At 62.5% G+C, this 21,064-nt stretch carries 19 protein-coding genes; 9 read left to right on the forward strand and 10 right to left on the reverse strand.

Annotated elements, in window-relative coordinates:
• Positions 1-123: 123 nt before the first annotated feature.
• Positions 124-1,473, forward strand: a complete 1,350-nt coding sequence (locus tag BLR34_RS07265; protein WP_092701347.1) for an erythromycin esterase family protein — start codon at positions 124-126, stop codon at positions 1,471-1,473.
• A gap of 3 nt (positions 1,474-1,476) precedes the next feature.
• Here the strand turns inward: BLR34_RS07265 and pan2 are convergent, their stop codons facing one another.
• Together pan2 and pepF are read right to left on the reverse strand one after the other, a co-directional pair.
• Positions 1,477-2,697: a proteasome-activating nucleotidase Pan2 gene (gene pan2, locus BLR34_RS07270; protein WP_092701350.1), complete on the reverse strand. Its 1,221-nt coding sequence runs from the start codon at positions 2,695-2,697 to the stop codon at positions 1,477-1,479.
• Positions 2,698-2,796: 99 nt separating this feature from the next.
• The gene (gene pepF / locus BLR34_RS07275) at positions 2,797-4,587 is read right to left on the reverse strand and encodes an oligoendopeptidase F (RefSeq protein ID WP_092701353.1); all 1,791 of its coding nucleotides are present in this window, start codon (positions 4,585-4,587) and stop codon (positions 2,797-2,799) included.
• A 124-nt stretch (positions 4,588-4,711) separates the two neighbouring features.
• On the opposite strand from pepF, the gene BLR34_RS07280 reads away from it, so the two are divergent.
• The 3 genes from BLR34_RS07280 (at position 4,712) to BLR34_RS07290 (ending at position 7,674) form a co-directional block, all read left to right on the forward strand.
• The gene (locus tag BLR34_RS07280; protein ID WP_092701356.1) at positions 4,712-5,002 is read left to right on the forward strand and encodes a hypothetical protein; all 291 of its coding nucleotides are present in this window, start codon (positions 4,712-4,714) and stop codon (positions 5,000-5,002) included.
• A 180-nt stretch (positions 5,003-5,182) separates the two neighbouring features.
• Positions 5,183-5,413: a DUF7127 family protein gene (locus tag BLR34_RS07285; RefSeq protein WP_092701359.1), complete on the forward strand. Its 231-nt coding sequence runs from the start codon at positions 5,183-5,185 to the stop codon at positions 5,411-5,413.
• On the forward strand, positions 5,410-7,674 hold the full coding sequence (locus BLR34_RS07290; protein WP_092701362.1) for a CDC48 family AAA ATPase: 2,265 nt from the start codon (positions 5,410-5,412) through the stop codon (positions 7,672-7,674). The genes BLR34_RS07285 and BLR34_RS07290 overlap by 4 nt, the downstream gene beginning before the upstream one ends.
• 9 nt (positions 7,675-7,683) lie before the next feature.
• Here BLR34_RS07290 and BLR34_RS07295 read toward each other — a convergent pair whose 3' ends face one another.
• Positions 7,684-8,382, reverse strand: coding sequence for a class I SAM-dependent DNA methyltransferase (locus BLR34_RS07295; protein ID WP_092701366.1), 699 nt, complete (start codon positions 8,380-8,382; stop codon positions 7,684-7,686).
• Between the two features lie 116 nt (positions 8,383-8,498).
• On the opposite strand from BLR34_RS07295, the gene BLR34_RS07300 reads away from it, so the two are divergent.
• On the forward strand, positions 8,499-9,680 hold the full coding sequence (locus tag BLR34_RS07300) for a M24 family metallopeptidase (RefSeq protein WP_092701369.1): 1,182 nt from the start codon (positions 8,499-8,501) through the stop codon (positions 9,678-9,680).
• A 2-nt stretch (positions 9,681-9,682) separates the two neighbouring features.
• On the opposite strand, the gene BLR34_RS07305 is transcribed toward BLR34_RS07300, so the two are convergent.
• Positions 9,683-10,102 (reverse strand): JAB/MPN domain protein-containing protein, encoded by a 420-nt coding sequence (locus BLR34_RS07305; RefSeq protein WP_092701372.1) that lies wholly within the window; start codon positions 10,100-10,102, stop codon positions 9,683-9,685.
• A gap of 53 nt (positions 10,103-10,155) precedes the next feature.
• The gene (locus BLR34_RS07310; RefSeq protein ID WP_092701375.1) at positions 10,156-10,830 is read right to left on the reverse strand and encodes a hypothetical protein; all 675 of its coding nucleotides are present in this window, start codon (positions 10,828-10,830) and stop codon (positions 10,156-10,158) included.
• A gap of 106 nt (positions 10,831-10,936) precedes the next feature.
• Between BLR34_RS07310 and BLR34_RS07315 the strand changes: the two genes are divergently transcribed.
• The gene (locus tag BLR34_RS07315) at positions 10,937-11,506 is read left to right on the forward strand and encodes a hypothetical protein (protein ID WP_092701378.1); all 570 of its coding nucleotides are present in this window, start codon (positions 10,937-10,939) and stop codon (positions 11,504-11,506) included.
• Positions 11,507-11,547: 41 nt separating this feature from the next.
• A complete protein-coding gene (locus BLR34_RS07320) occupies positions 11,548-12,240 on the forward strand; it encodes a VOC family protein (protein ID WP_092701381.1) in 693 nt (230 codons plus the stop codon).
• A gap of 21 nt (positions 12,241-12,261) precedes the next feature.
• Here BLR34_RS07320 and BLR34_RS07325 read toward each other — a convergent pair whose 3' ends face one another.
• Together BLR34_RS07325 and pyk are read right to left on the reverse strand one after the other, a co-directional pair.
• Positions 12,262-12,573: a DUF5779 family protein gene (locus tag BLR34_RS07325; RefSeq protein WP_092701384.1), complete on the reverse strand. Its 312-nt coding sequence runs from the start codon at positions 12,571-12,573 to the stop codon at positions 12,262-12,264.
• 46 nt (positions 12,574-12,619) lie between these two features.
• Positions 12,620-14,365, reverse strand: coding sequence for a pyruvate kinase (pyk, locus tag BLR34_RS07330; RefSeq protein ID WP_092701387.1), 1,746 nt, complete (start codon positions 14,363-14,365; stop codon positions 12,620-12,622).
• 192 nt (positions 14,366-14,557) lie between these two features.
• Here pyk and BLR34_RS07335 point away from each other — a divergent pair, with 192 nt between their 5' ends.
• The gene (locus BLR34_RS07335) at positions 14,558-14,953 is read left to right on the forward strand and encodes a helix-turn-helix domain-containing protein (protein ID WP_092701390.1); all 396 of its coding nucleotides are present in this window, start codon (positions 14,558-14,560) and stop codon (positions 14,951-14,953) included.
• 10 nt (positions 14,954-14,963) lie between these two features.
• On the opposite strand, the gene BLR34_RS07340 is transcribed toward BLR34_RS07335, so the two are convergent.
• The 3 genes from BLR34_RS07340 to BLR34_RS07350 are packed head-to-tail and all read right to left on the reverse strand — an operon-like array spanning position 14,964 to position 20,088.
• Positions 14,964-16,718 carry a MutS-related protein gene (locus tag BLR34_RS07340; RefSeq protein WP_092701394.1) on the reverse strand — a complete coding sequence of 585 codons (1,755 nt, stop codon included), beginning with the start codon at positions 16,716-16,718 and terminating at the stop codon, positions 14,964-14,966.
• Between the two features lie 37 nt (positions 16,719-16,755).
• A complete protein-coding gene (locus tag BLR34_RS07345; RefSeq protein ID WP_092701397.1) occupies positions 16,756-19,599 on the reverse strand; it encodes a DEAD/DEAH box helicase in 2,844 nt (947 codons plus the stop codon).
• A 45-nt stretch (positions 19,600-19,644) separates the two neighbouring features.
• Positions 19,645-20,088: a DUF302 domain-containing protein gene (locus BLR34_RS07350; protein WP_092701400.1), complete on the reverse strand. Its 444-nt coding sequence runs from the start codon at positions 20,086-20,088 to the stop codon at positions 19,645-19,647.
• 119 nt (positions 20,089-20,207) lie between these two features.
• Here BLR34_RS07350 and BLR34_RS07355 point away from each other — a divergent pair, with 119 nt between their 5' ends.
• The gene (locus BLR34_RS07355) at positions 20,208-20,900 is read left to right on the forward strand and encodes a phosphoglycolate phosphatase (RefSeq protein WP_394327686.1); all 693 of its coding nucleotides are present in this window, start codon (positions 20,208-20,210) and stop codon (positions 20,898-20,900) included.
• Positions 20,901-21,064: the final 164 nt, after the last annotated feature.

Raw genomic sequence — 21,064 nt, forward strand, 5'->3', positions numbered from 1 at the left:
GGTAGGTATTTGACCGTTGGCCAACTGAATTACGATGATGAAAGTCATTCGGTGCTGAGTCACCTCGTTTTCGGGGTTGTACTGAACGGAAAGTGACAACCACACAGCTTGCGCCATAGCACGATGATAGACGACTCAGCATCCGAGACCAGCGGTACAGCAACCGAACTCACCGACGCCGAGGCAACGGCGCTCACAGACTACACGACACAACTCCAGCGTATCGACCCACTTGCAGCGTTCGAGGATTCTCGCCCGTGGTCAACTACCGCCGCCGACGGCAGCATCATCGCTCTGGGTGAAGCGACACACGGCACACGGGAGTTCTTCCGGCTGAAACACCGGGTCCTCCGGCGTCTCGTCGAGACACAGGGCGTTCGCGTCTTCGCTATGGAGGCCACGTTCGCCGAGACGCTGGCGATAAACGACTACGTCGTCTACGGGGAAGGAGACCCACGCGAGGCCATCGAGAACATCTACTTCTGGACCTGGAACGTCGAGGCAGTTCTCTCGATGGTGGAGTGGCTCAGGTCGTTCAACGAGGGGCGACCACTCGAGGACCGCGTCCGGTTTTTCGGCTTCGACGCACAGTACACCTCCGGGGCGGTGTCGCGACTCGATGCCTTCCTCGACCGGGCCGAAATTCCGGTTCCGGAGACGCTCAGAGCTGACCTTGCTGCCGTCGACGACGATGGCGAGCGGCCAGACGGGAATATCCAGCCACGTCTCGATACCGCGCCACGTCTCGTTGAGGCTCTGAACAACCACTTCGACGACCACCGGAAGGCGTATATTACAGCAACCGACGAGCGGGCGTACGCGCTCTCACGCCGGTCGCTCACGACTATCGAACAGGCGACTGCATACCAGCGGGCCTTACACCGGTACGACGGCGAGTTCGAGGGTGACCTATCAGACGACGAACTCGACGCGGTCGAAGAGATTCTCCAAGTGCGCGACAGGGCGATGGCAGACAACGTCGAGTGGCTGTTAGAGTTTACCGACACAGACACGATCGTTCTGTGGGCCCACGACGCACACATCAACCGTCAGAAACACACTATCCGCGGAACCGACGCGGTCGCAGACCCGATGGGCAAGCTTCTCGCCGACCGCCACGGCGATGCGTACGTCGCTGTCGGATTCTCGTTTGGCTCGGGCTCGTTTCAGGCTATCACGCCCGGAGAGGGTCTCCAGCGACAGACGCTCCAGTCGCCGGTCCCCGGAACGATAGACGCCACGCTGGCGTCCCGTGATGTTGGTAGCTTTCTCCTTGATGTTCGCGAGGCAAAGCGCGACGACCGGCTTGATGCGCTCCTGAACGAACCACAGCAGCATTTCTCGACGGGGGCGACTTACGACGAGACAGCGCCGCGGGAGTACCTGACCGAGTACGTATACGGTGAGGCGTTCGACGCGCTCTGTTTCGTCGATGAAACGACGCGTGCGCTGCCTGTCGAGACCGACGACTGAGAATTAGGCGAACGCAATCGGGGTGCCGCTGGTATCGTCTTCTTCTCGAACTTTTTCGAGGGCGTTGTTGAAATCAGCCATCGTGACCTCTGCTCGCGAGTCGCGGATGGCGAACATCCCCGCCTCGGTCGCAAGCGAGGCGAGTTCTGCGCCGGTGAATCCTTCAGTCTCCGCCGCGATGCCTTCGAGGTCGACGGCGTCGGCGAGGTTCATGTCGTCGGTGTGGATTTCGAGGATGCGGGTCCGGCCCTCGAGGTCCGGCTCGGGCACTTCGATGAGGCGGTCAAAGCGGCCGGGTCGGAGAATGGCGCGATCGAGCATGTCGAAGCGGTTGGTCGCGGCGATGATGCGGATGTTACCGCGGTCTTCGAAGCCGTCCATCTCCGAGAGCAGTTGCATCATCGTCCGCTGGACTTCCGCATCGCCCGACGTTTTCGACTCGGTACGCTTCGAGGCAATCGCGTCGATTTCGTCGATGAAGATGACCGCTGGCTCGTGTTCGCTGGCGAGTTCGAACAGGTCTCGGACCAGCTTCGCGCCTTCGCCGATGAACTTCTGGACCAGCTCCGAGCCTGCCATCCGGATGAAGGTGGCGTCGGTCTCGTTGGCGACGGCCCTGGCGAGCATCGTCTTCCCCGTGCCCGGCGGCCCGTGCAAGAGCACGCCGGAAGGGGGTTCGATGCCGACTGCGTCGAACTGTTTGGGGTCGCTGAGGGGGTCTTCGACCGTCTCGACGACCTCCTGAGTTTGCTCTTCGAGACCGCCGATGTCGTCGTACGTGACTGCCGGGCTCTGGTCGATTTGCATCGCCTGCGCCCGGGCGTCGGTCTCGGGGTCGAGCACAGCCTGGATGCCAAACGAGTCGTCGATAGCAACGCGGTCGCCAGCCTCTAGGTCCTCTGTTACTGCGGCGGTGTTTTCGGTCAGGACCTCCTGGTTGTTGCCGTGCTGTTTGATGATGATGCCGTCGTCGGTTACCTCTTCGGCCGTCGCCACGTACAGCGAGGACGACTTCAGGGTGCGGTTCTCGCGTTCTAGCGAGTCCACCTCGTCGGTCAGTTCTTCTCGGCGGTCGTGGGCGACCTCGAGCTGTTCTTCCAGTTTCTGGTTGACCTCGACGACCTCTTCGAAGTGGTCCCGGAGGGCTTCCAGTCGCTCTTCGGGCGACATGTCCGGGTCTAAATCGAGGTGCGGACGCTCAGGAAGCGATGGACTTCGAGACATTTGGGTGTGTTATCGTTGGGTAGGACGAAATAAAGGCTTTCGGGAGTGGGGCGTGTACGCGTGTCAATCGTATCAACGGCAGTGAACGATACCCTACGCTTACAGCAGGGACTCCATCTCGTCGAGCGTCTCGTCGTATACGTCGATGGCCTGCTGGATTGGCGCCGGCTCTGTGAGGTCGACTCCCGCCTCGTTCAGGATGTCGAGCGGGTAGCCATGCGAGCCGTCGCGGAGGAGCTGTCGGTACCGCTTTGCGGCAGGCTCGCCTTCCTCACGAATCGATTCGACCAGCGACACCGCCGCAGAGATGCCCGTCGAGTACTGGAAGACGTAGAACGCCCGATAAAAGTGGGGAATGCGCATCCACTCGCGGGCGATGCTGTCGTCGAGTGTCGCTGGCTCGTAGTAGTCGCCTTTGATCTCTGCGAACAGGTCGTCGAGGGCGTCGGAGGTGAGCGGCTCGCCGGCCTGTGAGCGCTGGTGTGCGCGGTGTTCGAACTCCGCGAACATGGTCTGTCGGAACAGCGTCGACCGGAACCGTTCGAGATACTCGTTGAGTACGTGTTTGCGGAGGTGGTCGTCCTCGAGCGTTTCGAGCAGGTGGTGGGTCAACAGCGTCTCGTTGACCGTCGAGGCGATTTCAGCGATAAACAGCGAGTAGCTCGCGTAGACGTACGGCTGGGACTCACTGGCCAGCTCGGAGTGCATCGAGTGGCCGAGTTCGTGTGCCAGGGTAAACATCGACGAGATGTCGTCCTGATAGTTCATCAGGATGTACGGCTGTGAGTCGTAGGTACCGCTGCTGTATGCGCCCGAGCGCTTGCCGTCGGTCTCGTAGACATCGACCCACCGGGAGTCGAGCCCCTCGGCGAGCCGGCTCTGGTACTCCTCGCCAAGTGGTTCGACGGCATCGATAACGTACTCACAGGCGTCCTCGTACGGAATCTCTGGTCCCTCGTCTTCGACCAGTGGCACGTAGAGGTCCCACATCTGGAGGTCGTCTGCGCCGACGACATCTTGTTTCAGGTTCGCGTGTCTGTGGAGCGCATCGAGGTTGTCTCGGACGGTGTCGACCAGAGTGTCGTACACCGCCGTCGGGATGTTGGTGTCGTCGAGCGCGGCCTCGCGGGCAGTGTCGTAGTTCCGCGCTGAGGCGAGTTTCTCGTTTTTCTTGACGCTGTTGCGGTAGGCCGTGCCGACGGCGTTACGGACGTTCCCCCACTCGTCGAAATACGCCTCGTAGACGCGTTGGCGGAACTCTCTGTCGGGGTCTTTGAGGTGTGTCGTGAAGTTACTGAGCGTAATCTGTACGTCGTCGCCGTCGGGTCCTTCGACCGTCGGGAAGGTCATATCCGCGTTGGCGAGCATATTGTATATCTCGCCGGGCGCACCAGTGACCTCGCCCAGGTCAGACAGCAGCGCTTCGACTTCCTCCGAGCGGGTGTGTGGTTTCTGGCGCAGCACATCGTCGATGTAGTGTTCGTACTGTTCGAGCTGTGGCTCCTCGGCGAGAAGCGCCTCGGCTTCCTCGTCGGTCAGCTCCTGTAGCTCCGGCTCGATGAAACTCGTCACCGTCTGAGCCTCGGTGTACAGCGACTTCGCGCGCGTCTCCATCGCCTGTGCGTCGCTGTCTTGGGTGTTCTCGTCGCTGCGCAGGCGCGCGTATGTGTAGACGTTTTTCACCTGCCGCATGATGGCCTGATGTTCGTCGAAGAAATTCGCAAGCGTCGTCGGGTCCTCTGTCAGCCGCCCTTCGAACGCCGCCAACTCGTCTATCTCCTCGGCAACGCGCTCGTAGGCGTCTTCCCACTCTTGGTCGCTTTCGTACAGCGAGCCAAGTTCCCATCGGTACTGCTCGTCGATGTCGCCTCGGTCGGGGACAGAACTCATCTTCGTGCGATTTGGTCCTGTCGTTTGTAAACGTTCTGTGTTCTCATGGTTCAGGGCAAAATGTGACGATTGTCTGACGAAGGCTCAAGTGTATAGAGACCATCAAGATACAGTGGACAGATTTATGAGTTCAACGCAATCGACGCTGGCTACACTCCGAAACCGGGCACAACTGTTCGAGGCAAACACGACCGAACGCCGCAGGAGCCTCCTGTTCACGATGGCAATCGCGACCGGATTCCTGGGCATCACCGCCACGAGCGCGGTCCTCACATCGGTCCAACACCTTCCCACTGTGGTCGTTCTCAGCCTGCTCAGCGCGGTTGCGTTCGTCTTCGCCGGGTTCCTGTTTGCCGGCCGATTCGACGCGCTGACTGCCGACGACGAGTTTCTCTGGCAGGTCTTCAACGCCTGACTGGCTGCCCACTACTGAGTTCTCTTTTCTCTGTCTCGGTAACTGAGCCAGTGCATACAGTGGCGTCTGTTCCCTTCCTACCAGTGTGAACCGCAATCAGTGTTCTTCTCGATACATGGGGGACGTACCCCGCAGTTTAGAGAAAGGTTTATATACAATTGCAGCTTACTTGTAGTTAGGATGAGACTGAAACAAACGCTGAGAGAGCAGGGTCTCGAGACTCGTCGGGTCGATTACGAGGACCGGACCGAGTACGTGTCTGACTTCGGTTCCCGCGACGGTGTGAGCGTCGATGTCGTCGGTGATACGGCTATCGTCGTGGCGGGCGAGGAGCAGCACGATGTCGAGCTACCCGCTGACGCACGAGTGTTTTTGAACAATGACGTTCTCACTATCGAGGTGAACAAATGAGACTCACAGTCAAGCCACTGAAACAGAAAGACGCCGGTCGCGGCCTAGCGGCGGTAGATAGACAGGCGATGGAGGAGATGGACCTCGAAAACGGGGACTACATCCTCATCGAGGGTGAGGGTGGCCGCGCGGTTGCGCGCGTCTGGCCCGGCTATCCCGAAGATAGCGGCCGCGGTGTCGTCCGCATCGACGGCCAGCTCCGCCAGGAGACTGGCACGGGCATCGACGACGGCGTCACTGTCGAGAAAGCCGACGTTCAGCCCGCAAAGAGCCTGACAGTCGCGCTCCCCCAGAACCTCCGGGTTCGCGGCAACGTCGCCCCGATGATTCAGCAGAACCTAAGTGGGCAAGCGGTCACCAAGGGGCAGACAGTTCAGATTTCGTTCGGTCTCGGGCCACTGTCGTCGATGTCGGGCCAGAAGATTCCGCTCCGCATCGCCGACAGCGACCCAGAGGGAACTGTCGTCGTGACGGACTCGACAGACATCTCACTCAGCGAGCAGCCCGCCGAACAGATCGCTGGCGAGGAGACAGAGGAGGCCCAGACGGCCCCGAACGTCACCTACGAGGATATCGGCGGCCTCGACGACGAACTCGAACAGGTCCGCGAGATGGTCGAGTTGCCGATGCGCCACCCCGAACTGTTCCAGCAACTCGGCATCGAACCGCCGAAGGGTGTCCTCTTACACGGCCCGCCGGGCACGGGGAAGACGCTGATGGCACAGGCCGTCGCCAACGAGATTGACGCCTACTTCACCGACATCTCCGGTCCGGAGATTATGTCGAAATACTACGGTGAAAGCGAGGAGAAGCTCCGCGAGGTCTTCGAGGAAGCCGCCGAGAACGACCCCGCGGTCATCTTCATCGACGAACTCGACTCTATTGCTCCCAAGCGCGGCGAGACCTCCGGCGACGTGGAGCGGCGTGTCGTCGCCCAGCTCCTCTCGCTGATGGACGGACTCGAAGACCGCGGCCAGGTTATCGTCATCGGCGCGACAAACCGCGTCGACGCACTCGACCCTGCACTGCGTCGTGGCGGCCGCTTCGACCGTGAAATCGAGGTCGGCGTCCCGGACAAAGACGGCCGCAAGGAAATTCTCCAGGTCCACACCCGGGGGATGCCCCTGACCGACGACATCGACCTCGACATGTACGCCGACAACACCCACGGTTTCGTCGGCGCTGACATCGAACAACTCGCAAAGGAAGCGGCGATGAACGCGCTCCGTCGGGTGCGTCCGGAACTCGACCTCGAAGAGGACGAAATCGACGCCGAGACGCTCGAACAGCTTCGGGTCACGGAGACAGACTTCAAACAGGCGATGAAAGGAATCGAACCCTCCGCGCTGCGCGAGGTGTTTGTCGAAGTTCCGGACGTGACCTGGGATCAGGTCGGCGGCCTCGCCGACACGAAAGAGCGCCTCCGGGAGACCATCCAGTGGCCCCTGGAGTACCCCGAAGTCTTCGAGCAGATGGATATGGAGGCCGCAAAGGGCGTCCTGCTCTATGGCCCGCCCGGTACCGGGAAGACGCTACTCGCCAAAGCTATCGCCAACGAAGCACAGAGTAACTTCATCTCAATCAAAGGTCCCGAACTGCTGAACAAGTACGTCGGAGAAAGCGAGAAAGGCGTCCGCGAAGTCTTCGAGAAGGCTCGCTCGAATGCGCCGACTGTCGTCTTCTTCGACGAAATCGACTCGATTGCGACCGAACGGGGCCAGAACGTGGGCGACTCCGGCGTCGGCGAGCGCGTCGTCTCCCAGTTGCTGACCGAACTCGACGGGCTGGAAGACCTCGAAGACGTCGTCGTCATCGCTACGACCAACCGCCCGGACCTCATCGATACGGCGCTGCTCCGGCCCGGTCGGCTTGACCGGCACGTCCACGTCCCGGTGCCTGACCAGGAGGCCCGCCGCAAGATATTCGAGGTCCACACCCGCGAGAAACCGCTCGCAGAAGATGTCGATCTGGACGACATCGCCGCGCGGACCGAGGGCTACGTCGGTGCCGATATCGAGGCAGTCTGTCGTGAGGCCTCGATGGCTGCATCGCGCGAGTTCATCAACAGCGTCTCACCCGAGGATGTCGGTGACAGCGTCGGCAACGTTCTCGTGACGAGCGAGCACTTCAACACGGCACTCGACGAGGTCGGCCCGAGTGTCACCGAGGAGACTCGCGAGCGCTACAGCGAAATCGAAGACGAATTCGACACCACCGAACCCGCCACCAGCGAGACCGAAGTCGGCCGGACCTTCCACTGATACGGCCGCCTACTTCCGGGCCACGAACACGGTCCGGTGGTCGTCCGGTCCGTAGCCATCTATCGGCTCGACTGCAAGACCGTGTTGTGAGAGTGCCGCCGCGATGGTCACGTCCTCGAACGGCGTCATCTCGCAGCTGTCGATGAAGAAATCCCCACCGGGCGTAAACACGACCGAGTTCCAACTCAGTCGCCCGTCCCCCGTCGGGTCCATCTGGACAATCCGCGCGTACTGCCCGCGCTCACTGGCGCCCACATCGAGTGCAACCTCGTTTCCCTCAGGCGGGAGCGGCGAGTTGTCGAACACGAGCACGCCACCCGAGGTGAGATGTGCCACAAGCGTCTCGACTGCACCCTCCAGTTCGGACGGCGCCAGGTGATTGATAACGCCCCGGATTGCGACGATAACGTCGTATCTGCCGTCGATATCGAAGTCGGGCAGGCCGTCGCTGTGAAACGCGGCGTCGGTCTTCGTGCGGGCACGCGAGCGCATCCCCTCGTTCGGTTCGACGGCCGTCACGTCGAACCCCGCATCGACGAATCTGCGGGTGTGCTCTCCGGTACCACAGCCGACCTCCAGTAGCTTAGTCCCGGCACGGTCGCCGGCCGCCAGCCTATCGGTGACAAACGACACGTCGCGGTCGTAGTCCCAGTCGGACTGAATCGCGTCGTACAGGTCGGGAAACTCCGAGTAGAGCTGTTCGACCATCGTCACGTCGATACAGCCGTCGCCTGGTAAGTGTTTTCTGGGTGTTCGTATTGTCCGAGAAACACGTCGGTGCCGGCGTCTTAATTCATAAGTGTGGGCCGGTCGATGATAGAGCCATGGAACCCGACTTCACGGCCCTGGATGCGTACCTGTCAGAGACGGACACGGACGGCTACCTCGTTCACGCTGACTCCGAGGAGTCCGACCAGTACTATCTCTCGGGATTCGACGCGCCGGACCCGTATATCACGCTGTACAACGGTGAGGTCCACCTCTTTTTGTTCCGAAGCCTCGAATACGGCCGCGCGAAAAAACAAGCCCGCGCGGCGACCGTCGAGCGCGGTTCGGATTATGACTTCGAGTCACTACTCGCCGAACACGACCCCGACGAGGCCCGCGCCCGCGTTCTCGAGGCGTTCCTCTCCGAACACGGGGTCGAGTCGGTCGCGACGCCGCCGAAGTTCCCGCTCCAGACGGCCGACCAGCTCCGCGAGCAGGGTGTCGACGTAACTGCCGACAACAGCAGCGTCATCACGGAGATACGGGCGAAAAAGGCCGACGAGGAAGTCGAACACATCCGCGAGGCACAGCGGGCTAACGAAGCGGCGATGGCCCGTGCCGAGGAACTCATCGGGACCGCAAACGTCGACGACGAAGGCCGGCTCCGCCAGGACGGCGAGCTACTGACCAGCGAGCGCGTCACGGAAGAAATCGAGATGACGCTCCTGGAACACGGGTGTGGGCTCGACGAGACAATCGTGGCCTGCGGGAGTGACGCCGCCGACCCTCACGACCGCGGGAGCGGTCCGTTGCGTGCCGGCGAGAGCATCATCGTCGACATCTTCCCACAGAACAAACAGTCGAAGTATCACGCCGATATGACGCGGACGTTCTGTCACGGGGAGCCGGGTGACACAATCCGCGAGTGGTACGACCTGACACAGGAGGCAAAAGCGGCCGCCCTGGCAGCCGTCGAACCCGGAGCGACGGGACAAGAGGTACACGCGGCAGTCTGTGAGGTTTACGAAGAGGCTGGCGAACCGACGCTACGGAGCAATCCGACAACCGAGACCGGGTTCATCCACAGCACGGGTCACGGCCTCGGACTGGACGTTCACGAACAGCCAAGTGTCGCCCCGAGCGGCGACACGCTCGAACCCGGCCACGTCATCACCATCGAGCCGGGTCTGTACGACCCCGAGGTCGGGGGCGTCCGTATCGAAGACTTCGTCGTTGTCACCGAGGATGGCTACGAGAATCTCGTCGAGTACGACGAACAGCTCGTCGTCGGCAAGTAGCGTTACTGTTCGGCGAACTGCGTCTCCTCTGGCGGCTCGATATCGAGTATCTCAAGCTCTCTGACGTTCCCGGAGCGGTCGAAGGCCTTGAACGAATCCGTCGACCAGGGGGGGACGGCGAGGAAGATGACTTCCCGCATATCGTCCTCTTTCGTGACTTTCAGTTCACCGAGGGGATGTGAGACGAAGATTCCGGGCGTCTGTGCCGCTGGCGTCTTCATATCGACGCCGAAGATGGCGTTTATCGCGTCGCCCTTGCTGGACAGATAGAAGTGCGTGAAGACAGGGGTATCTGGTGATAACCCGGCAGCAGGGAGGTTCTTGGCTCGGGTCACCGCAAGGGGAACCGTCCGCGAGTCGGGCTCGGCTTCCTCGGCCTGCCGGAGTAGCGTCTCGACGAGCCCGCGCGTTATGTGTATCACGTCACTGAATTCGGCCGGGAGTAACTTATACGACACGCCACAGCGAGCCTGACTCAGCCAAGGAGCGTGTCTTTGACGGTCTGTACCACCAGCTGTGGGGTCCGCCGCCGCGACCCTGCGAGGGCGTCAGCGAGTGTCTCCGCCGTGTCGTCGTGGACACCCGGGCCGTGGCCGATGAGGAGTCGCTCGGGGTCGAAGCGGTCGAGCTCTCGGGGTGGCGTCAGTCGGAGCATCGGGTGGACGCCCAGCGACTCGTCGGCGGCCCGGAAATAAGAGGTTGTACCGACTGCTTCCGGTACCACCAGAACACCGTTTTCCTCGTTGTACAGAACGGCTTCTTGCCACATGCGGTTGTCGACGAGGGCGTGTAACACGTAGCCCGTGTCTGCCAGTTCGTGACGGAACCGCTCGGTCGGTGCGTCGAGTTCGTCGACCACGCCGTCCATGAACGCAGGAACCCACACCGAAACGTCGTGGCGGGTGGCGAACGCGGCCGCGTCGCGTTTGTGCCGGTCGAGAAGGGTCACGACGCCCGCGACCTCACCGTACTCCTCGATGCAGTCGTCGATGCCCTCGGCGTCAACAGGGTCGACCAGCCACACCTCGCCGTCGACCGCTAGGGCGTGGCTGGCCCGTTGCATCGTCTCGTCGGGGTACGCTATCCAGCCGACGCCGCCGTCGAATCTGTCTATCTCCTGCCAATCTGTCGCCGGTCCAGATGATTTCATGGCTTCCCTTTCGTCTCCCCGGTTAAAAAAGCTCGAACCTAACTTTGGCGGGCAGGGTCGTGTTCACCGAAGGCTATTCATATCCCTCGTGTGTAACGTTCGGTGAATGAGTGACGACAAGCGTCGGGCCGGAGACATCGAGCGATACGATGGCGACCGGCCGCGTTCCGATTCCGCACGGACGAACCACCGGCGAGAGCTGGCGTCACGCGATTCGAACGCGGTCCAGTCAGCCGAAGCGGGGTCGATTGCCGACGCCGTTTCCGGCTCGCTCTCCAGTCGGGAGACGGTGACTGTCGCTTCCGATTCCGCCCGGGCGACGCTCGTCGGTGTCCCCAGAGTCGATATCGAGGAGTTCGTCTACGACCATCAGGTCGACAGCGGCGGACAGCAGCCCGTCGCGCTGTTCGACGTCGAAAACACGAGCGACAGCCCGCTGCGCTGGCAGTCGAGCCGGACGCAGTTCATCGGTGACGACGAGTACACCTACGGGCCGACACGCGCATCCCTGGACCCATCCTCTCTCGGTCCCGGCTGTCACACGAGACAGGTCGAGGTACAGCCGGGGCGGAAGGCCCGCATCGTCACGCTGGTCGAGTCACTCCCGGCCAACGTCGAGGTCGTCGAGGTCGTCCATTCACTCGGAAGCAACGAACGCCTCGTTTTCACCCTGTAGTATCACGGACCGTTTATATCGCGGGACGACCAACCGCCGATATGGTCGACACACTCCGATGGCTCGCACTCGAAACGAAGTATCTCGACCGCGCAGAAGCCTTCTACGAGGCGTTTCTCGACCTCGACGTTCGCTCTCGGTCCGAGAGTGAGGTCACGTTCGGAGCCGGCGAGACCGACCTGATTCTCCGGTCGCCTGGACCGGTGCCTCGCGGTGGCGTTCACACACATTACGCCTTCTCGATTCCCGCCGACGAGTACGACTCTTGGTACGACGACCTCGACGAGCGATTCGACCTCGTCGAACACAGCTTCGGCGACTCGAAGTCGCTGTATTTCTACGACCCGGACGGGAACTGTCTCGAACTCGGGCAGTCTGCCGCCGACGGAACGGGTATCGCCGGTCTCTTCGAGGTCGTTCTCGAGGTCGAGCACCTAGAACGAGCCGTCTCCCTCTACGAGCGTCTGGGGTTCGAGGTGGTCGACCGCGGCGAGGACCGCCGGCGTGTCCGCCTGAACGCCGACTCCTTCGCGCTCGAACTCTGGGAGCCACAGCTAGGTATCGCCGACGCACGAGGCGGTCTCCACGTCGACATGGGCGTCACTGTCGAGAGTCCGGCCGCCGTCGTCGACGAGGTTCGTGACGACGTGTTGACCATCGATGAGCGAGACGGGGGACTCCGGCTTCGTGACCTCGACGGGCACTACCTCACGCTGTTCCCGGCCTCCGAGTAACAGGGTCACCGGCGATGCAAGTCACTGGCTGAGACGGTCCGTGTCGATATCGACGCCTGCTGGCGTCACGACTAGGAAGCCACGGAAATGCGTGAGGCTGCCGCCGCCGTCTTTGACATCTCGGGCGAACCCCGAGGCGAGTTGGTTCAGGTCGCCCTCGACGTTGAGGACAAGAATATTCCCTTCGGCGACGACTGACACCCACTCCTCTGGCGCGGTCGACCCATCGAGGACGCCCAGAACGACACAGTTTGCCCCGTCGCTGTCGTCGTCAGTCTCGTCGTCGAGTTGGTCTTCGACTGCCTGCAGGTCGAGTCCGTCGAAATCCCCCATACACAGGCTCTGGACGCCCCCTCTCAAAAAGCTGCTGGCGGCCGACTCACTCTGTCTCGACCGGGTCGGCGTAGACGACGCCCCGCTCGGCGTCTAGGCTGATTTCCTCGCCGTCTTCGATTCGCGTCGGCACTGTGGCGTAGCTAATCATCGGGAGACCGACTTCACGGGCGACGATAGCGGCGTAGCTCGTCGACCCCTGATGGGCGTCGATGATACCGCCGAGCTTCGAGATGTCGCCCTCGAACTCGTCGTCGAATCCCGCGGGCAGTGCCACGATTGTGCCGTCGGGAACTTCGGTCAGGTCGCCGTCTGCCAGCCGATAGAGCGGCCCGGTGACCGAGCCCGAGACAACCGACCGGCCGGAGACGACTGCCTCGGCGGCGACGTGTACCTTGAGCATGTTCGCGGTATCGAGGTCGTCGTACTCGGTCATCATTCCCGACAACACGACGACGGTGTCGCCACCGTCGACCGCGCCCGTGTCGATTGCGGCCTGAACCGCGCTCTGGATGACCGAATCGGCGCTTTCGCCGTCGTACGACACCTGTCTCGGAATGATACCCCACCGAAGTGCCAGCCGGCCTCGGACCTCGTCATCGGGGGTCGCTGCGATAATAGGGATGTTCGGCCGGTACTTCGCGGCCTTCTCCGCGGTATAGCCGGATTCACTCGCCGCGACGACGGCGCTGGCCCCGATGTCACGGGCGAGGAACCGCGCCGACCGCGCCAGTGCGTCCGTCCGCGTCTCGTCGGCCGGCGGCACCCGGCTCTCGCGGAGTTCCGCGTACTCCTCGCTCGTCTCGACATCCTCGATGATGCGACCCATCGTCTCGACGACCCGTGCCGGGTGGTCGCCGATTGCCGTCTCGCCGGACAGCATCACGGCGTCGGTCCCGTCCAGCACCGCGTTCGCTACGTCCGAGGTTTCGGCGCGTGTCGGCCGGCGCTCGGATATCATCGAGTCGAGCATCTCGGTCGCGGTGATGACGGGCGTCCCAGCCCTGTTACACGACCGGATGATGCGCTTTTGAATCATCGGGACGTCCTCTAGCGGGCATTCGACGCCGAGGTCTCCCCTAGCGACCATCACCCCGTCGGCGGCCTCGATGATTCCCTCGATGTTCTCGACGGCGTCGGCTCGCTCTACTTTCGCGATAATCGGCAAATCCGCCCCGCGTTCTTCGAGGGCTCTGCCGATTTCGTAGATGTCGCCCGCGTGCTTGACGAAACTCGCTGCGACGAAGTCGACCTCTTTCTCGGCCGCAACGTCGAGTTCCCGGCTGTCACGCTCGGTGATAGTCGGCAATCCGAGGTCAACGCCAGGGACGTTAACGCCAGACCGACTCGTCAACTCGCCGCCGGAGGCGACGGTTGCCGTCACGACACCGTCGTCGACGCCGGTCGCTTCGAGTTCGATACGACCGTCGTCGACGAGTATCGAGTCGCCGGGCGCGACCGCGTCGAGATTCGCGGAGAGTCCGACGCGCTCGGGGCTCGCTGTCTCACCCTCGAACAGTTCGATAGTCGACCCGTCGGCCAGGAAAACCGACTCCTCGATTGGCGCAGTCCGCACCTCTGGTCCCGGCAAATCGAGGATGACCGAAATCGGGTACTCCCCCTCTTTTTCGACACGCCGGATGCGGTCTATCAGCTCCCGCCGACTCTCGGGTGTCCCGTGACTCGCGTTGAGGCGTGCCACGGACATACCCGCACCCGCAAGCGCTTTGATACTCTCTGCACTTTCGGACGCTGGACCGAGCGTGCAGACGATTTTTGCTGCACTGTTCACGGAGCCATCCCTCCTCGTCGCCGCTTGAACCTAGACGCCAGTGTGCTCAGTTCGCTCATGCGTGACGATAGTTCGGTGACGAAGTAAACAGTACCCCTTCCGGCCTGTCCCCGCATATCGCGGGTGGGGTATATAAACTACCCACGATATCTGTGGTGTACACTGGTTTGGAACGGGAATAGACCTTTAGATATGAGTCACTCGCCGCGTTCCCGGCCGAACCCCGCCGGTGGTGTCGAGTCAACGACAGTCAGCGAGACGAGCAAAGTAGAGGCGATGCTCGGCGCGCTCGAAGACGAAGATTGTCGGGCCATCTTGGAAGCAACGGCCGACGAATCGCTCACGGCCAACGAGCTGTCCGAAGCCTGCGACCTGCCGCTGTCGACGGCCTACCGCAAGCTCGAACTGCTGACCGAGACGGGACTGCTCGACGAGCAGCTCCGCATCTCTCGCAACGGGAAACACACCAGCGAGTACGCCCGGTCTGTTGAGGATGTCCACGTCTCCATCGAGAACGACATCGAACTCTCGATTACTCGCTCCGGTGTCGAGGAACACGGGCAGTCAGCAGTCGCCGGCGCAGACTGATTCTCCGCCGTCACTCCGTCCATCGGGCGTCGGCGAGTGTTCGTTGGACAGCCTGTTCGCCGACCGCTTGTGCCAACGTCTCGTAGCCGGCACGCTCGGCGGGTTCGCCGGCGTTGGCGACCAGTCGTGAGACGATGAACTCCGGAGTCGACCGACCGACTGACTCGAACCGTGGCTGGTAATCCACTTCCAGCTCCAGCGACGGCGTCAGTCCCTCGGCAAATATGCCGTCGGTCCGTGCCTCGTTGGGAAGGGGCTCTAAATCGTCAGCCAGATGTGTCACAAACACACCCATCGCGTCGTGGTCGACAGTCAACCGGACCAGTCCGTGTAACAGGTCCGCCGCGCTGCCCGGTTCGGTAATCGCCTCGAACTCGTCGACAAGCATGAGCGTCCGCCCGGATTCGGTCAGCGGCGGTACCACCGAGCGCAGTGTCGACTCCAGCACGCCGGCGTTGAAACTCGCGTGTCGCCGGTGGAAGACGATACGCTCGACGAGAGTCACCTCTGCCTGGTCGGCCGGCACCGGCAATCCCATCTGGGCCAGCAGTTGCACCTGACAGAGCGTCTCTAAAAGCGTCGTCTTTCCGCCGCTGTTTGCGCCGGTCAACACGGCGACCCGGTGGGCCGTCGGCGGGTTCCTGCTCGCGGCCACGTCGAGGCCGTGTTCGCCGACGGCGTAGGTAATCGGCTGGACGCTTTCGCCGGCGGCGTCGAGAAACAGATTCCGGGCGTTTACCACCGCTGACACCCTGTCGCTCGCGAACGCCGGGCGCGTCAGGTCGAATGCGACCGTGAACCGCGCCAGCGAGACGGCGAAAGCGATGTCTTCGACGGCGGAGACAGCCGCCTCGATACCGTCGTCTGCTTCGGCCAGCGTCTCCTCGAACGCCGCAGCGACTGCCTGCTCGCGCTCGTCGACGGCCTCGCGTAGCTCGTCGGCGAGTGCCCGCAGTGTTTCGCCGACGAACCCTCGGGCATCTGTCGCTTCCCCAGGGACTGCGTCCCGGACTCTCGCGAGGTCGAGACCAGTCTCGCCTGCCAGATAGCGGGTGAGTTCCTCGCGAAGCTGTGCCGCCTCGCGTGCCCCTGACTGGACCGATTCAAGGACTGAATCGGGCGTCGCGGCGAGGTCCTCGACGGCACCGAGCTGTCTCCGGAGGTCGTCGAGCCGGTCGTCGGCACCCTCGCCGACACCAGTCCCGTTCGATTCTAGCCCTGCCAGTGCGCGGGACGCCTCTTCGAGGGTGTCGGTGTCGAGGGCCGCGACAGGCTCGAAGATGCCGTTTTCGACGCCGAGTGCACGAAGCTCCAGTGCCGTCTCTACTGTCGCGCGCCTGCCGCCGCGTTCGTCGTAGCTGTCGAACACCTCGATGACGGCCTCGCGCTCGTGCTCAGGGAGTGATTGCCAGCTTTCGACTGCCTCGAACACTGTGTCGAGGCGCTCCTCTATCTCGGCGGTGGATTCGAGTGGCGTCATGATGCGGATGGTGTCTGCCGCTCGGTCGGTCACCGCGTAGCTGCTTATCGTATCGAGTAGTTCCTTGTAGACGTTGCGCCCGTCCCGTGTGGCGAGTACGTCGAGTGCGGCCCCACCGCCGGCGTGGCGGAGTATCCGGGTCGCTCGGCCCCCGGACAGTCCCGCATCGGTCAGCGTCCGCACGTCGCCGTTCTCGATGGCTTCGATTGCAGCCGCTTCGCCGATGCTCTCAGCCAAGCGGTCCCGCGTCTTGGGACCGATTCCCCAGTAATCCTCCAGTCGCATCGACTGTGCGGTGTCGGGCCACGGCCTTAGCTGTTTCTCAGTCCCAGAACGACCGCGTCCTGGCGTACTCACGCTCGCGCGAGAGGATATCGCGATAGAAGTCGTCCTCGTCCTCTCTGAGCTTGTTGATGATTCTGGCGGCGTTGTGCGGGCCGACTCCGCGCGCCGCGAGCGCGATGACTGCCTGCTTGCCGTGGCTCTGGACGAGACTCGCCGCCTGATAGGCGCGCTCGGTTTCTTTCTGTTGGTCGTCGGTCTTGTCCGTCGCTTTGACCGCGCTGACGGTCTCTTCGGCCCAGGGGTTCAGGGCCGCGATGCGCGTCGACCCACACTCCGGACAGGTCGGTTGGTCGGAGACTCGTTTCACCTGTCTCTTGCGCTTCCAATCGGTGCAATGTAGACAGAACAGGATGACGCGGTCGTTCTGGAGGCGCTCTTTGACCGTCTCGATGACGCTCGCGTCGGCGTTTTCGGGCGTGAGTAGCTCAGTCCCCGACCCGCGGCCACCGGTGCCCAGCGGCGTGTGACCGCTCACCGTCTCGACGCTGATGTCGCCCGACTGTATCCGCTCCAACACCGTTGTGGCGTCGTCGACGGCCAGTTCCTCGTGGAATATCTCGCGGATTGCCTCCTCGTAGACGGGTGTCCCTTCGAGCGCATCGAGGAGTCTGCCCTTGCCGAATCTGGCACTGCCGTTACCACGCCATCGCTTGAGCGCGCCGAAACTCGTCGCCACCTGTGCGAGCTTGAACTTCAGCGTATCGGCGTTTTTCAGGCTCAGCTCGATGATACTCCGAACGTGGTCGGGGTCGGTCTCAGACAGAACGTCGACCACTGCGCTCGCACGAACACCGGAGGGGACTGTCAACTCGATGCGGTACGGGTCTGTTTCGAGACCGACGCTCGACCCGGTCTGCTGGCCGAGCAGTGCCGAGACGAGTCTGCCAAGCGCCTCGTTGGTCTGGTGACCGAAGCAGGCGTTTACCACGACCGTCCCGTCTCCGGACTCGACGAGTATCTGGTTGTCGGTCACGAGTGGCTGGCCGTCGCCGACGTGTTCTGCGAGCCGCTCTAGCCCGCTGGCGATAGTCTCGCTGTCGACCTCGTACCGCCGAGTAAGGTCGCTGGCTACCGACCCTGTGTCACCACCGGCCGCAAGTTGGCTCCCGGCCACACTGCGGAGTTCGCCGACGTCTTGCGCGACGACCTGTGGAACCGGAATCTCTTGGCCAGTCCAGGAGGGGACCTCGCCTGCGGGGTCTTCTATCGGTGAGACCGTCACGACCTCGTCTTCCTCGTCGACCTCGGTGATGCGCCACATCTCGCCGCGCTGGATGAACACTTCCCCGGGCGAGGCGAAGTTGACGACGAAGCGCTCGTCGAGAGTGCCGACCTGAGAGCCACTCGCCACGTCTTCCACGTCGTATGTCGCCTCGTCGGGAATCATCGAGAGGTTCCGATAGAAGTACTGCCAGGTGCCGCGACGCTTCTCGATGCGGTCTTCTTCCTCTTCGAGCCACACGACATTGTTACTCGCCAGTTCGCGCACGACGGATTTGAACTGACTCTCGTCTAACTCGTCGAAGGGGTAAGCCCGGGTGACCACGTCGTAGGCCCGTGGTGCCGCTATCTCGCCGAAGTCCATCACCAGCCCCGCAATCTGGTTCGCCACGGTGTCGAGGCTGCCGTGGTGAATCGGTGCCGGCTCGACCGCGCCGGCTCTGGCCCGCCTGGCCACGACAAGTGACTCCAGCACGTCATCTGGGTGGCTCGTGAGAATCGTGCCCGACGAAACGTCACCCTCGCGGTGTCCCGCCCGCCCGATTCGCTGGAGGAGGCGGGCCACCTGCCGGGGGCTGTTGTACTGGATGACGTGGTCGACCTGCCCGACGTCGATGCCCAGTTCCATCGACGAGGTACAGAGGAGCCCGTCGAGTTCGCCCCGCTTGAACTGCTTTTCTACCTCGATTCTGGTCTCTTTGGCGAGCGAGCCGTGATGAATACCGATGCTCGTTCCCAGTTCCTTGAGTCGAGACCCGAGTGCCTCGGCCGTCTGTCTGGTGTTAACGAATGCAAGTGTCGCCTCGTTCTCGGCCACGAGTTCGTCGATGCGGCGTACGTGACTCGCCGCCTCAGGCTCCGTGACCAGCTCCTGTGCGAGTTTCTCGTCGTCCTCCGTCACAGTCGGTGCTTCGACGTTCACCTCGAGTGCGCTTCCGACATCGACTTCGATGACTCGCCAGTCTCTGTCGCCGGTCAGAAGCCGTCCGATTTCGTCCGGGTCGTGGACAGTCGCCGAGAGGCCGACCCGCTGGAACGGGCCGGCGAGCTCTCGGAGCCGTTCGAGCCCAATCGCGAGCTGTGCCCCGCGCTTTGAGACCGCAAGCTCGTGAATCTCGTCGATGACGACGTGGTCTACGTCTTCCAGTGCTCGACGGAGTTTCGAGCCGGTCAGCATCGCCTGGAGCGTCTCGGGAGTCGTTACGAGCAAATCTGGCGGGTTGTTTGCCTGTTTCTGTCGCTGGTAGTCGGTCGTATCGCCGTGGCGCACGTCGACATCGATACCGAGAGTGTCGCCCCACCAGTCCAGACGCTCGCGCATGTCGCGGTTGAGCGCCCGGAGCGGCGTCACGTACAGCGCACTGATGCCGAAGATTTCCTCACCTGCAAGCGCGTCGAAAACGGGGAGCGTCGCGGTTTCTGTCTTGCCGCTGCCGGTCGGTGCGACGACGACAACGTCCTCACCGGCAGCGATAGGGCCGATAGCTTGGCGCTGTGGCTTGGTCGGTGACTCGAAGCCACGCATCGAGAGAGCGTCTCGGAGTCGTGAGCCAAGCGCAGTAAACGCGGCTGGACCCGTGACTGCGTCCCCGTCAGTCATGACTACCAGATAGGCAGTTCAGGCGATTAAGCCCATCGGACCAGGTTAACTGTGTGTCTCGATGTTCTCCCAGACCTCGGTCATCCGCTCGCCGGTAAACTCGATGAGTTCCTGAACATCTTCGGTTCGTTCCTTCGGGCAACAGCCCAAGTCACGGATTGCTTTCGTGGCCGAAAAGTGATGGACGTGCACCAGGTCGTCACCCGCTTTCTCATAGACGACAGTCGTACAGGGCAACATACCGGCAAGCTCCTGGTCGATTTGGAGGGCGTCACGCGCGATAGTCGGGTGACAGACGACCAACAGCGCGGTCCGTGACACGTCCTCGCCGAGCATCCCCGCAATCATCTGGTCGAGGCGCGTGACTTTGACCGTCTCGAAATCAGCCAGTTCGTGTTCGAGTTGAACGAACGGCACGGCGTCCTCGAACGACATCTCGAGCGTGGTGTGGAGGGCCTCCTCTGCAGTCGGCGTCGTGGACTGGCTCATGCACAGCACCTGGGTTGGGACTGAAATAAGTCTACTGTCGCCCCGAACGGAAGCAAAAAAAGACACGCACCCTGAGCCGACGTATGGACTTCGAGGAGAGTCTCCAGCTCGCCAGGTCGCTGCCCGAGTCGCTTCCGCCGCTGACTGTCGACATCGATGGAACGCTGACCGACGACACCCGCGCTGTCGACCCGCGTGTCTTTCCGGTCCTCCAGTCGTGGCCGTCGACTATCGTCATCGCGACCGGGAAGGCGATGCCGTATCCGGTTGCACTCTGTGAGTTTCTCGGACTCGAAACGCGTGTTATCGCTGAAAACGGCGGTGTCGTCGTCCCAGGACGCGAGCGGGATGCCATTTTCCTCGCCGACACCGAGGCTATCGAGTCGCTTGCGGCGGCCTACAGAGAGCGTGGACACAGCCTCGGCTGGGGGAGTGCCGACCTGGTGAACCGCTGGCGGGCGACCGAACTCGCGGTGAGTCGTGAGTCACCGCTCGACCCGCTCGCGGATCTCGCGGACGAGTACGGGTTAACCGTCGTCGACACCGGCTACGCATATCACGTCCACTCGGCGTCGGTCGACAAAGGGGTCGGTCTCAGCCGGATGGCGGCCGAACTCGGCCGCGAGACCCGTGACTTCGCGTTCGTCGGTGACTCTCCGAACGACGTGCCCGGATTCGAGGTTGCCGGCATCGCAGTCACTGTTGACAACGCCCCGGACGCGGTCAAATCACAGGCCGACTACAGCGCCCCAGGGGCGTACGGCGACGGCTTCCTCGACGCTGTCGAGTGGCTCTCCGAGCGATACCGGTAACGACTGTTTATATACGATGCCGGGACCACGCGCTGTATGACCTGACAGCCGCCACGGGGTGGCCAGCGGGAGTACGGCACACCACCCTGTGGACCCTTCGTGCCGTCTGCTCGCCATCACACGCTGACCCGGGGAAAGTTTTTGTTGGGTGGCCCGTAACCCTC

It is taken from the genome of Halovenus aranensis, from assembly GCF_900100385.1.
GTDB classification, from domain to species: Archaea; Halobacteriota; Halobacteria; order Halobacteriales; family Haloarculaceae; genus Halovenus; species Halovenus aranensis.